Genomic DNA, 12,975 nt, shown 5'->3' with positions numbered 1-12,975 from the left:
ATACCACTTACCATCTAGCAGAGTAATTACTAAGCTATCAATAACTTAGAATATCGAATATTCCTTAATCAAGCTTGTAAATTACATCCACTCGGTCACGAATTACGATCGTAGAATCTTGATAAGTATTTGACTCTGCTTTGGCGTCCATTGCCATTGAACGCATCAAGACAGGCTGAGAGCTAGGCATGTTGTAGTCAATACGCCACACATCTTTTAACTCTTTGCCAAAACCTTCGGCTAAGAATTCCGCTTTCTCATTAGCATCTTTGATCGCAGATAAACGTGCTTGCTGCTGATATTTTGCTGGCTCTTTGACTTTAAGTTGAATGTTATCAACCTGATTGATACCAGCATTAAGAGCAGTATCAAGGTACTGATTTAAGTTGTCTAACTCGTTAACCGTAACGTTTACAGTGCGGCTAGCACGATAACCTACCAGTTCAGGCTTACCCTTTTTCGGATAATGATATTGCGGAGAGATATAAAGGTTTGAGCTAGTAATACTATCCGTGCTCACACCCTGTGCCGCCAATGCAGTTAAGAAATCAGACACTACTTTATCAACCGACTGCTTTGATTGCTCTGCAGTCATCGTTGTTTCAACCACCCGAACCGTAAACTGAGCCATATCTGGTTTTGCGACTACCTCACCATAGCCCGTCGTCACTAAGTGAGGAAAATCAGGACTATTCGCTAGAGCCCCGAAGCTGGTTGCTGTCAATGATAGTGTTGCAAGTAAGACTGGAAGTGCTTTCATACTAATTCACCGTAGATAATTAACCTCATACATCATAGGTAACGAACTACATTAGACCAAGCACTCAAGGACAAACTGACAGAGAATTAACTCAATACTATTTAGGTAATTGAGCACTACTGTAATCAACAATCGCTTGAGTAATTTCCTGTAATAAGCCAGTTTCTAGCTGCCAATGATGCCAGTAAATCTGAAAACTCAGCAAAAAACCGGGCATGAGATCGACTAACCTTCCCTGTTCCAACTCCTTAGCTATTTGTAGTCGTGGAATCAGGCAATAAGCAACACCAAGTAGCGCTAAGTTTACAAACGCTTCTGAGCTTGCAACTCGATGCTGAGTGATCACTTCTGGGGATAAGTTGAAGTGTTGCTTAAGAAACATCTGGTGCATTTCGTCATATTGATCGAAAGAAACCGCTGGAGCATGTTTTAAAGTATGACGGGTCACTCCCTTAGAAAAATATCGCTTTGCAAATTCTGGATTCGCCACGCAAACGTAGTCCATACGACCTAAATACTGGCTAACACATCCAGGAATAGGTTCAGGTTCAAGGCTAATCGCACCTGTCACCTCCCCTTTTTTTAGCTTCTCGATCGTACGTGCTTCAATGTCTACCGAAAGATTAAATTCAACTTTTCGTTCTTGCATGATAGGCGCCAACGCAGGTAACAACCATGTCGCCAAACTGTCAGCATTGGTAGCAATAAATATCCTCACTGGGCGTTGGTTGGGTTGGTTAGTGAGCTCCGGCAGTACCTCGCTCTCAAGCAATTGTACTCGGTGATAAAGTCCCATCAATTTCTTCCCCGCCGTAGTTAACCTTGGAGGTTGCTCGCGAATGAGTACGGGTTTAGCAAGGAAGTTTTCTAGCTGTTTAATCCGTTGTGAAACCGCTGACTGAGAGATAAACAAAGCCTGAGCAGCCCTTTCAAAGCTTTCTTGAACCATCACAGCCTCTAGTGCCTCGACCCATTTATAATCCAACCCTCGCATGAAAAGTCCTTATTTTATCTAGCCAAAACCAATTAAAATTAGCAAAACAAATTAAACATTAAAATCATTAATTTAACTTATAAGGAGAAATCTCATACCTTGCCAACTCTAGATAACATATTGGATAAGGGAGTCGGTAAAGTGAATTTATGGTTAGTGTTACAAGGGTTTGGATTGGGAGCTAGCATGATCATTCCTATTGGAGCGCAGAATGCATACGTCTTAAACCAAGGGATAAAACGTCATCATCACCTTACTACCGCGACAATATGCAGCCTACTAGATGTGTTGTTCATCTCGTTAGGTATCTTTGGTGGCGGAGCAATTTTGGCTCAAAATGAAGCTCTGCTCACCAGTGTAACCATAGGTGGAGTTCTCTTTCTGACACTCTACGGGTCGCTATCAATTAAAAGCGCTTTTACACAACCCTCGATAGAGAGCAACACACAGAGTGTTTCAAGCTCAGGAAAGAAAGCTGTCATCCTTGGTGCGTTAGCGGTCACGGTATTAAATCCGCATCTGTATTTAGATACGGTAGTGATATTAGGCTCGATTGGGGGGCAATTTGAAGGAAGCGATCGTCTGGCCTTTGCTATCGGCACAATTTTGGCGTCATTTGTGTGGTTCTATTCACTCTCAATTGGTGCGGCCAAACTGTCGCCTACCTTATCAAAACCAAAAGTCAGAAAAGCCATTGATATTGGCGTGGCATTAATGATGTTTTCTATTGCAGCCTTACTTATCAAACAACTTCTAGCTTAGCGAAGAGAAAAACTATGGAAAGAGTAAACGAGATTTATCGCTTCAATATTGACTTACTTAGTCGGCTCAAAATTGAATATCGACAATGGCAACACGAACCAATTCTCAACCTTGCCACGGATCTTATCGTCGCTAAACGGCTTGGGTGGACCGGTACTCTTAGTAAAAGCCTCTTTCTAAAGCTAAAAGGAGGAGGCTATGCACTTTACTTAACAGAAAAAGACCAACGTTTAGACAGCAAAGCGATCAAAGCACTATTAGGCAAACGCCCGTCGATTTGCAGTGATGAGGAGATGATCCAGCAATTAGGCTGTGTCCCAGGTGCGGTGTGTCCATTTGGACTACCAAGTGATATTCCTATCATCGTAGATCGAAAGCTCTATCAATGTCAGGAAATCCTTTATACGCCAGCAGATCCTGAGTTTACGATTGGGTTTCATAGTGACTCTTTATCTGCAGTACTCAATGAATTAGATAACCCTATCATTGACTTTGTTGCGTAACCAAAAAATAAAAGCGAGGCATTATGCCTCGCTTTCAATTACTGAACAAAATTAAAGATTACGCTTCAACTTTATTTAGGTGAACATCCATTTGTGGGAATGGAATTTCAATACCTGCTTCATCAAGTGCTTCTTTGATTGCTTGAGTCGAATCAAAGTATACATCCCAATAGTCTGCAGTCTTACACCAAGGACGAACAACGAAGTTCACAGAAGAATCTGCCAGTGCAAGTACACCGATTTGGATTGCAGGATCTTTAAGGATACGCTCATCTTTTTCTAGAGTTTCGCGAATCACTTGCTTAGTTTGCTTTAAGTCTGCGCTGTACGAAACACCGATAACTAAATCAACACGACGCGTCTCGTGACGAGAGTAGTTAGTAATCGCCCCACCAATAACACCAGAGTTTGGCACTACGACCATTTTGTTATCTGGCGTTTTTAGTACAGTTTGGAAAATTTGGATTGCTTCTACGCTACCAGCAACACCGCCGATTTCTACATAGTCACCAGATTTAAATGGACGGAATGCTACGATCAGTACGCCTGCTGCAAAGTTCGAAAGAGAACCTTGTAGAGCAAGACCAACAGCAAGACCAGCCGCACCAATTACCGCAACAACAGAAGCAGTTTGAACGCCTAGGCGGCCCAATGCAGCAATAAGAACAATAACAAACAGTAGGTAACGAACTAGACCATGAACAAACTCAACAACGGCTTTGTCCATTTTTTTCTTTTCTAATACTTTAGAAACGCTGTTTGCGACTGCTTTAACGATAATATTACCGATGAATAGAATCAGTACCGCTGAAATAATATTCACGCCATACTGAACAAGTAGATCGGAGTTGTTCGCTAACCAAGACTCAGCTTTCGCCAAACCGTCAACTAATGGAGTTTCTAGCTCCACTGATTCACCTGCCATAAATTGTATCCTCTAAAAAATAATCGGTTCTATGAACCAAGCTGCTTTCTATTACTAATATTCAATGACATCTCATACATTCACTGAAGTTATGTCATTTTTTTGGCACGATATCCCATTTTTGACCAATCTCAAAGTCAGTTTTTTGCAAAAAGAGCAAAAACAAGGGTTTATCGGAAAACTCTGATATCGGCTTGTTACAGATTACGCAAAGAGTTTACATTTCGCTAGGCTTTTTGTTGAGATCAGCCGCATTTGATTTAGAAAAATTCAGATATAAAAAAACCCGCTACAAGAGCGGGCTTTTATTTAACTTAGTAGAGACGAATTATAGTACGTCTACTGCGTTAAGGTCAGCGAATGCTTTCTCAAGACGAGTAACCATAGAAGCTTGACCAGCACGTAGCCATACGCGTGGATCGTAGTACTTCTTGTTTGGCGCATCTTCGCCAGTTGGGTTACCGATTTGACCTTGTAGGTAATCACGGTTTTCCGCTTCGTATGCACGGATACCATCCCATGTAGCCCACTGTGTATCAGTATCGATGTTCATTTTGATAACACCGTAGCCGATAGACTCTTGGATTTCTGCTTCAGTAGAACCAGAACCGCCGTGGAATACGAAGTTTAGAGCGTTAGGTGCGATACCGAACTTCTCTGCACAGTATGCTTGAGAATCACGTAGGATAGTTGGAGTAAGTACAACGTTACCTGGCTTGTATACGCCGTGTACGTTACCGAAAGATGCTGCGATAGTGAAACGTGGGCTAACAGCGCTTAGTTTCTCGTATGCGTATGCAACGTCTTCTGGAGAAGTGTAAAGCTCAGATGCGTCCATATCAGAGTTATCAACGCCGTCTTCTTCACCACCAGTACAACCAAGTTCGATCTCGATTGTCATGTTCATTTTAGCCATGCGCTCTAGGTACTTAGCACATGTTTCGATGTTCTCTTCTAGAGACTCTTCAGAAAGGTCTAGCATGTGAGAAGAGAATAGTGGCTTACCAGTTTGAGCGAAGAACTCTTCACCTGCGTCTAGTAGACCGTCAATCCATGGAAGAAGTTTCTTAGCAGCGTGGTCAGTGTGTAGGATAACTGGAACACCGTAAGCTTCAGCTACAGCGTGTACGTATTTAGCACCAGCTACAGCACCAAGGATTTGTGCACCTTGACCTTCAAGTTTAACGCCTTTACCAGCGAAGAAAGCTGCGCCGCCGTTAGAGAACTGAACAACAACTGGAGATTTAACTTTAGCTGCTGCTTCTAGTACTGCGTTTACAGAGTCAGTACCTACAACGTTTACTGCAGGAAGTGCAAATTTGTTCTCTTTTGCTACTTCAAAAACTTTCTGTACGTCATCGCCAGAAATTACACCTGGTTTTACGAAATCGAAGATCTTAGACATGGATTTAATCCTATTTATCTGTCGTTTTAAAAATAAAACTTGTTAAGTTTAAATTCTTGCAAACGTTTGCTCACAACGCGCGCTATTCTAGCAAAAAAGTGTGATGTGCAGCAAACAAGAAAGCGGGAGAATCTCTTCCCCCGCTTTCATTTAATTACTTAGCACGCTCTTCAAGCATAGCTACTGCTGGAAGCACTTTGCCTTCAACAAACTCTAGGAATGCGCCGCCACCAGTAGAGATGTAAGAAACGTCAGCTTTGATACCGAATTTGTCGATAGCCGCTAGCGTGTCACCACCACCTGCTACAGAGAAACCTGCAGATTCAGCGATTGCTTTAGAGATACCTGCTGTACCCGCTTCGAAGTTCTTGAATTCGAATACGCCAACAGGGCCGTTCCAAAGGATAGTTTTCGCGTTACCGATGATTTCAGCTAGAGCTGCAGTTGAATCTGGACCTAGGTCGAAGATCATATCGTCATCTTGAACTTCAGAAACGTGTTTGATTTCTGCTTCCGCGTTCTCGTCAAATGCTTTTGCACATGCAACGTCAGTCGCAACTGGGATAGAACACTCTTTCATTAGTTTCTGTGCAGTTTCAACTAGGTCAGCTTCATATAGTGACTTACCTACGTTGTGGCCTTCAGCTGCGATGAACGTATTTGCAATACCACCACCAACAACTAGTTGGTCAGCAACTTTAGATAGAGACTCAAGAACGGTTAGTTTAGTAGAAACTTTTGAACCACCAACGATAGCAACTAGTGGACGCTCTGGGTTGTCCATTGCTTTACCTAGTGCTTCAAGTTCTGCAGCAAGTAGAGGGCCCGCACACGCGATAGGCGCGTTCATACCAACACCGTGAGTTGACGCTTGTGCACGGTGAGCTGTACCGAATGCATCCATTACGAAGATGTCACATAGTGCCGCATACTTCTTAGAAAGCTCTTCTTCGTTCTTCTTCTCGCCTTTGTTAAAACGAACGTTTTCAAGAACAACAAGCTCACCAGCGTTTAGCTCTAGGCCTTCTAGGTAATCTTTTGCTAGCTTAACTTCACAATCTAGTGCGTCGTTTAGGTAGTTTACAACAGGTTGTAGAGAGAATTCTTCTGCGTACTCACCTTCAGTTGGGCGACCTAGGTGAGAAGTAACCATAACTTTAGCGCCTGCTTCTAGACAGTGCTTGATAGTTGGTAGAGATGCTAAAATACGTGCATCAGAAGTCACTTTGCCTTCTTTTACTGGTACGTTTAGGTCCGCACGGATAAATACACGTTTACCTGCTAGTTCCAGGTCAGTCATCTTGATTACAGACATGATGTGTCCTCTCAAATAATAAATTAATAAAGTTTTTCAGTAGCCCGGCAACCTTGCCAGACCTATAAATTCTTCAAACTGGTTTAGATATGGAGCTCACTCATATTTATTTCAAGGGTGGAAATAAATATTTCTCCAACGCTGCACTACGACTTACTTTGCAGCTTGCATTGCGAGCGCAGTATCCAGCATACGATTCGCAAAGCCCCATTCGTTGTCGCACCAAACAAGCATTTTTACCAAGTGCCCGTTACTCACTCGTGTCTGTGTACCATCGACAATCGCGCTATGGGGATCATGATTAAAGTCGATAGAAACGAGCGGCGCTTCAGTATAGTCAACAATGCCATGTAATGTACACTGAGATGCGTTAACAATGGTTTGATTTACGTCATTAACTTTCACATTTGTATTAATTGTGACACTTAAATCCATTGCTGTGACGTTAACAGTCGGTACTCGTACTGAAATTGCCTCAAATTTGTTAGAAAATTTCGGGAAGATTCTTTCAATACCTTTATGCAACTTCGTGTCTACAGGGATGATAGATTGGCTCGCTGCACGAGTTCGACGTAAATCGGAGTGGTAAGCGTCAATCACTTGCTGGTCATTCATGGAGGAGTGAATGGTCGTGATAGTGCCAGATTCAATTTCAAACGCGTCATCAAGGGCTTTAATGATAGGAACAATACAGTTAGTGGTACAAGAACCATTAGAAACCACATTATGGTCTGCTTTGAGCGACTCATGGTTCACGCCGTATATAATGGTATTGTCGAGATCACTAGCACCTGGGTGAGAAAACAGCACCTTTTTAGCGCCCGCTTTTATATGCTCTTGACCATCCGCTTGTGACCCAAAGACACCCGTACAATCTAATACCAGATTAACTTCAAGGTCACGCCACGGCAGCAGTTCAATATCGCTAAGATGGAGGATTCGGATAGAGTCAAACTCTCCCACCCCTTCATACGGCGCATCATGATGAACATAAATATGCTCTTGGTCGTTAGTAATTTTCTTACCAAAGCGGCCATGACTGGTGTCGTACTGTAGCAAATGAGCCATTGCATCCGGCTGTGCAAGTTCATTCACGGCAACAACTTTAATCTGTTGCCTTTTGCCACTTTCATAAACAGCTCGCAATACGTTGCGGCCAATACGCCCAAATCCATTGATCGCCACTCTTAGCATGATTCCATCGCCCTACATTGTTTTCGTGTCACAAATAGTAACCGATAGCCATGAGAAGCGCATTAAGTTCGTGATATGTGCCGAAATTTCCATTTTATAAAACTTGATTGATATAGATGAGATATGCATGATTGGAAATAGATAGGTGATTTTCTGTTGGCTGTTTCTTTTCTAGTTTCATCAACCAAAGGAAATGACTATGTCTGGTTACCCAGCAACACACTTTTGTAAGCATTGCTCACAAGAAACGCCTCATAGCGAAATATTGGTGAGAAAGACGAGCAGTTACGACAATGATCGTTCATTGCTTGGAAGAGTTAAGCTGATGGCTCACACCTTTATCAACGGTGGGCATTACTACGACATGGATCGATACGTGACGTGTAAAGTATGTGGTCGCAAAGAAAAAGATAACTGGGGTAATGAGTTTGAGTAAACCTTAAACTCATAGAAGCCAAAATAAAAACCGAGCCAAATGGCTCGGTTTTCTCTTTTCTATACTCAAAATAAATGAAGAGTATTAAGCTAGAAGCTCTTTCGCTGTGTTTACTACATTTTCAGTAGTGAAACCAAACATCTTGAATAGCTCACCCGCTGGTGCAGATTCGCCGAACGTTGTCATACCGATAATCTTGCCACCGAAGCCAACATATTTGTACCAGAAGTCAGCAATACCTGCTTCAACAGCAATACGTGCAGTTACGTCTGATGGCAGTACAGATTCACGATACTCAGCATCTTGCTTATCGAATGCGTCTGTAGCAGGCATAGAGACTACGCGTACTTTCTTACCTTCAGCTGTTAGTTCAGCCGCAGCGTTTACTGCTAGCTCAACTTCAGAACCTGTTGCGATAAGGATAAGCTCTGGCTTGCCTTCACAATCTTTCAGGATGTAACCACCCTTCGCGATGTTAGCCACTTGCTCTTCGTTACGCTCTTGCTGTGCAAGGTTCTGACGAGAGAAGATTAGCGACGTTGGGCCGTCTTTACGCTCGATTGCCAGTTTCCATGCCACTGCAGACTCAACTTGGTCACATGGACGCCATGTGCTCATGTTTGGAGTCAGACGTAGAGAAGCGATTTGCTCAACCGGTTGGTGAGTTGGACCATCTTCGCCAAGACCAATAGAGTCGTGCGTGTAAACTTGGATGTTCTGAACTTTCATCAGAGCAGCCATGCGCATTGCATTACGTGCGTACTCCATGAACATTAGGAAAGTTGCACCGTATGGTACGAAACCACCGTGTAGTGCAATACCGTTCATGATAGCCGTCATACCAAATTCACGTACACCGTAGTGGATGTAGTTACCAGACGCATCTTCGGCTGATACAGATTTAGAACCAGACCACATGGTTAGGTTAGAAGGCGCAAGGTCAGCAGAGCCGCCTAGAAATTCTGGTAGCATAGCACCGAATGCTTCTAGCGCATTTTGAGAAGCTTTACGTGATGCGATGTTTGCAGGGTTTGCTTGAAGATCAGCAATGATTGCGTTTGCTTTCTCTTCCCACTCTGCTGGTAGCTCACCGTTTAAACGACGCTTAAGCTCTGCTGCTTCAGTTGGGTAAGCCGCCGCGTATGCGTCAAACTTAGCATTCCACGCTGCTTCTTTTGCTGCGCCTGCTTCTTTTGCATCCCACTCAGCATACACATCAGCAGGGATTTCAAATGGGCCAAATTCCCAACCAAGTTGCTTGCGAGTCGCTGCAATTTCTTCTGCGCCTAGTGGAGCACCGTGACAATCGTGAGAGCCAGACTTGTTTGGTGAACCGAAGCCGATAACTGTTTTAGTACAGATAAGCGTCGGGCGAGGATCCGCCTTCGCCGCAATAATTGCAGCATCAATCGCTGCTGAATCATGGCCATCAACAGCTGGAATTACGTGCCAGCCGTATGCTTCGAAACGCTTAGGAGTGTCGTCAGAGAACCAACCTTCCACTTCACCATCGATAGAGATGCCGTTGTCATCCCAGAAAGCGATTAGCTTACCAAGACCTAGCGTACCTGCTAGAGAGCATGCTTCGTGGGAGATACCTTCCATCAGACAGCCGTCACCCATGAATGCATAAGTGAAGTGGTCTACGATGTCGTGGCCTTCTTTGTTGAATTGTGCTGCTAGAGTCTTCTCAGCAAGCGCCATACCGACAGCGTTAGTGATGCCTTGACCTAGAGGGCCCGTTGTTGTCTCAACACCTGGTGCATAACCGTACTCTGGGTGGCCAGGCGTTTTCGAATGAAGCTGACGGAAGTTTTTCAAATCGTCAATTGATAGCTCGTAACCTGCAAGGTGCAGTAGAGAGTAAATCAGCATTGAACCATGGCCGTTTGACAGAATAAAACGGTCACGATCAGCCCACTCTGGGTTAGCTGGGTTGTGATTTAGATGAGAGCGCCAAAGAACTTCGGCGATATCAGCCATACCCATAGGTGCGCCTGGGTGGCCAGAGTTAGCTTGTTGAACACCATCCATGCTTAGAGCGCGGATTGCATTAGCGAGATGTTGACGAGAAGACATGTCTGCTCCTGAGTGCATTAAGCGAATCAAAAAAATTGGGCCACAATTCTCTCAAAGCCAACTTTGCTGTGCAAACGTTTTCCAAGCCAAAAGCTCACAAATTTCGTACCTTTCACGGCAATTATCTCGAAGTTACTCATATTTAGTACAAATCAAGCAAACGTTTGGTTTTAGCTAATAATAAAAAAGAGCTTGTAATTCGAGCAATCAAAACTAGAATAGACGTCTAGATGTAGATACACCTACAATTACTACTATTATTAAATGCTGGAGAGTTTATAGATCTCCAACATTAACCAGATTAAAGTGGAGCTAACATGGCTAAGCACCTGTTCACTTCTGAGTCGGTATCAGAAGGTCATCCAGATAAAATTGCAGACCAAATCTCTGATGCTGTTCTTGATGCGATTCTAGAACAAGACCCGAAAGCGCGTGTAGCGTGTGAAACTTACGTTAAGACCGGCATGGTCATGGTTGGTGGTGAAATCACTACTTCAGCATGGGTAGATATCGAAGAGTTAACGCGTGAAACGGTTCGTGAAATCGGCTACGTACACTCAGATATGGGTTTTGACGCTGACTCTTGTGCTGTTCTTAACACCATTGGTAAGCAATCTCCAGACATCAACCAAGGTGTTGATAAGTCAGACCCTAAAGAACAAGGTGCTGGTGACCAAGGTATCATGTTCGGCTACGCGACAAACGAAACTGAAATCCTAATGCCTGCGCCTATCACGTACTCTCACCGTCTTGTTCAAAAACAAGCTGAAGTTCGTAAAAACGGCACTCTTCCTTGGTTGCGCCCTGATGCAAAATCTCAGGTAACTTTCCAATACGACCAAGGTAAAATTGTTGGTATCGATGCAGTTGTACTTTCAACTCAGCACTGTGATTCAATCTCTACACCAGACCTACGTGAAGCTGTAATGGAAGAGATCATCAAACCAGTACTACCTTCAGAGTGGATCAACAAAGAGACTAACTTCTTCATCAACCCAACCGGCCGTTTCGTAATCGGTGGTCCAATGGGTGATTGTGGTCTAACAGGTCGTAAGATCATCGTAGATACCTACGGCGGCGCAGCTCGTCACGGTGGTGGTGCATTCTCTGGTAAAGATCCATCAAAAGTTGACCGCTCTGCAGCATACGCTGCGCGTTACGTAGCGAAAAACATCGTTGCCGCTGGTTTAGCAGATCGTTGTGAGATTCAATTGTCTTACGCTATCGGTGTTGCTGATCCAACGTCTATCATGGTTGAGACATTCGGCACAGAGAAAGTAGCACAAGAGATCATCGTTGAAGCAGTACGCCAGCACTTCGATCTACGTCCATATGGTCTACAAGAGATGCTAAACCTTCTTCAACCTATCTACAAAAAGACTGCAGCATACGGTCACTTTGGACGTGAAGAGTTCCCTTGGGAAGCAACGGACAAAGCAGCTGAACTACGTGCGTTCGCAGGTCTTAAATAATTTAAGTACAAACACTTAGCTTATTTCCAAAGGCTTCTGGGTAACCAGAAGCCTTTTTTAATACGCATAAAAAGTGTTCAGAAATTTGTATTTTTTTGCCATGGCGTCAATAGTTAACAATATGTTAACGAAACGATCTAAATAGGATCGCCATTCGTAAGCAGTAATTGATGCGCCGCTTACATCATGACGTCGCCAAGCCGGGCATCGAGTATCAAACGCTAAATTTGCCAACGAATTTAGTCAACGTAGAGAATCGATCAAGGAGGATTTATGCCTCGTACGGTGAATCCAGATGACTTCAAAGATAAACAAAAAGAAGTCCCAGATACAGAATACGCTCGGACCATTCCCTGCAACCAAGTAAGCATTTCCGCACCATTTCACTGGCTCTCTCTCGGCCTGCATGACTTTGTCAGAATGCCGTTGATTAGCGCCTTTTACGGTATCTGCTTCATGGCTGCGGCGATCGGAATCGTTCTGTTAGTAGAATGGCAAGGCACGCACTTAGTCGTCATGCCAAGTTTAGTCGTTTACATGCTAATCGGCCCTTTCCTTGCACTTGGACTTTACGACGCCAGCTGGGAAAGAGAGAAAGGTCATAATGCTAGCTTGCTGCATTCGATGAAAGCCATCGGCCGCAACTCCTCCTCTCAGTGGGCTTTCGCCGTCTTACTCGCGGTTTGTATGATTTTTTGGATGCGAATCGCAGCTCTACTTCATGCACTCTACCCATCGGTGCAAGGGGCACCACTGACGGATTTTCTACCATTTTTGGTGATTGGCTCTGCCGTTGGTTTCGTGTTGGCTTGCGTTGTGTTTAGCATCTCCGCATTTTCGATTCCTTTGATGATGGAGCGCAGAGTCGACATGATGACAGCAGTCTTCTCCAGTTTTAACGCAGTTAAATCGAATATCCCGGCGATGATTGTTTGGGCGGCCCTAATCTGTGGCGGTATCTTAGTTGGCTTTGCTACTTACGGAATTGGTATGCTGTTTACTATGCCTATTTTAGGATACGGTACTTGGCATGCTTACCATGAAATCATCAAGAAAAAACATCACACTTAACAAGCTAAGCCATTTCGATCTATGATGCGCCCCAGCCATTTGAGCTGGGGCGTTTATTT

The 12,975-nt window shown here is 43.9% G+C and carries 12 protein-coding genes; 5 read left to right on the top strand and 7 right to left on the bottom strand.

What is annotated here, in order from left to right; genetic code table 11:
* Positions 1-64: 64 nt before the first annotated feature.
* Both GVO60_RS15180 and GVO60_RS15175 read right to left on the bottom strand, forming a co-directional pair.
* Positions 65-760 carry an oxidative stress defense protein gene (locus GVO60_RS15180; protein ID WP_159655511.1) on the bottom strand — a complete coding sequence of 232 codons (696 nt, stop codon included), beginning with the start codon at positions 758-760 and terminating at the stop codon, positions 65-67.
* 97 nt (positions 761-857) lie between these two features.
* Entirely contained in the window at positions 858-1,754 is an 897-nt protein-coding gene (locus GVO60_RS15175) for a LysR family transcriptional regulator ArgP (protein WP_159655509.1), read from the bottom strand.
* A gap of 141 nt (positions 1,755-1,895) precedes the next feature.
* On the opposite strand from GVO60_RS15175, the gene GVO60_RS15170 reads away from it, so the two are divergent.
* Positions 1,896-2,516 (top strand): LysE/ArgO family amino acid transporter, encoded by a 621-nt coding sequence (locus GVO60_RS15170; protein ID WP_159655507.1) that lies wholly within the window; start codon positions 1,896-1,898, stop codon positions 2,514-2,516.
* A gap of 14 nt (positions 2,517-2,530) precedes the next feature.
* The gene (locus GVO60_RS15165) at positions 2,531-3,019 is read left to right on the top strand and encodes a YbaK/EbsC family protein (protein ID WP_159655505.1); all 489 of its coding nucleotides are present in this window, start codon (positions 2,531-2,533) and stop codon (positions 3,017-3,019) included.
* Positions 3,020-3,077: 58 nt separating this feature from the next.
* On the opposite strand, the gene mscS is transcribed toward GVO60_RS15165, so the two are convergent.
* The 4 genes from mscS to epd form a co-directional block, all read right to left on the bottom strand.
* Positions 3,078-3,944, bottom strand: a complete 867-nt coding sequence (gene mscS, locus GVO60_RS15160) for a small-conductance mechanosensitive channel MscS (protein ID WP_159655503.1) — start codon at positions 3,942-3,944, stop codon at positions 3,078-3,080.
* 328 nt (positions 3,945-4,272) lie between these two features.
* Positions 4,273-5,349 carry a class II fructose-bisphosphate aldolase gene (fbaA, locus tag GVO60_RS15155; RefSeq protein ID WP_032549831.1) on the bottom strand — a complete coding sequence of 359 codons (1,077 nt, stop codon included), beginning with the start codon at positions 5,347-5,349 and terminating at the stop codon, positions 4,273-4,275.
* Between the two features lie 154 nt (positions 5,350-5,503).
* On the bottom strand, positions 5,504-6,664 hold the full coding sequence (locus GVO60_RS15150; protein WP_159655501.1) for a phosphoglycerate kinase: 1,161 nt from the start codon (positions 6,662-6,664) through the stop codon (positions 5,504-5,506).
* A 153-nt stretch (positions 6,665-6,817) separates the two neighbouring features.
* Positions 6,818-7,858 (bottom strand): erythrose-4-phosphate dehydrogenase, encoded by a 1,041-nt coding sequence (gene epd / locus GVO60_RS15145; protein ID WP_159655499.1) that lies wholly within the window; start codon positions 7,856-7,858, stop codon positions 6,818-6,820.
* Between the two features lie 199 nt (positions 7,859-8,057).
* Here epd and GVO60_RS15140 point away from each other — a divergent pair, with 199 nt between their 5' ends.
* A complete protein-coding gene (locus GVO60_RS15140) occupies positions 8,058-8,294 on the top strand; it encodes a hypothetical protein (protein WP_159655497.1) in 237 nt (78 codons plus the stop codon).
* 84 nt (positions 8,295-8,378) lie between these two features.
* On the opposite strand, the gene tkt is transcribed toward GVO60_RS15140, so the two are convergent.
* Positions 8,379-10,373, bottom strand: coding sequence for a transketolase (gene tkt, locus GVO60_RS15135; RefSeq protein WP_159655495.1), 1,995 nt, complete (start codon positions 10,371-10,373; stop codon positions 8,379-8,381).
* A 317-nt stretch (positions 10,374-10,690) separates the two neighbouring features.
* Between tkt and metK the strand changes: the two genes are divergently transcribed.
* Together metK and GVO60_RS15125 are read left to right on the top strand one after the other, a co-directional pair.
* Complete coding sequence (metK, locus tag GVO60_RS15130; protein ID WP_159655493.1) at positions 10,691-11,845, top strand: methionine adenosyltransferase; 1,155 nt, start codon at positions 10,691-10,693, stop codon at positions 11,843-11,845.
* A gap of 273 nt (positions 11,846-12,118) precedes the next feature.
* Complete coding sequence (locus tag GVO60_RS15125; protein ID WP_159655491.1) at positions 12,119-12,916, top strand: DUF2189 domain-containing protein; 798 nt, start codon at positions 12,119-12,121, stop codon at positions 12,914-12,916.
* Positions 12,917-12,975 lie beyond the last annotated feature (59 nt).

This window comes from Vibrio atypicus, from assembly GCF_009811315.1.
Taxonomy (GTDB): Bacteria; Pseudomonadota; Gammaproteobacteria; order Enterobacterales; family Vibrionaceae; genus Vibrio; species Vibrio atypicus.
This window is presented reverse-complemented; position numbering and strand designations above follow the sequence as displayed.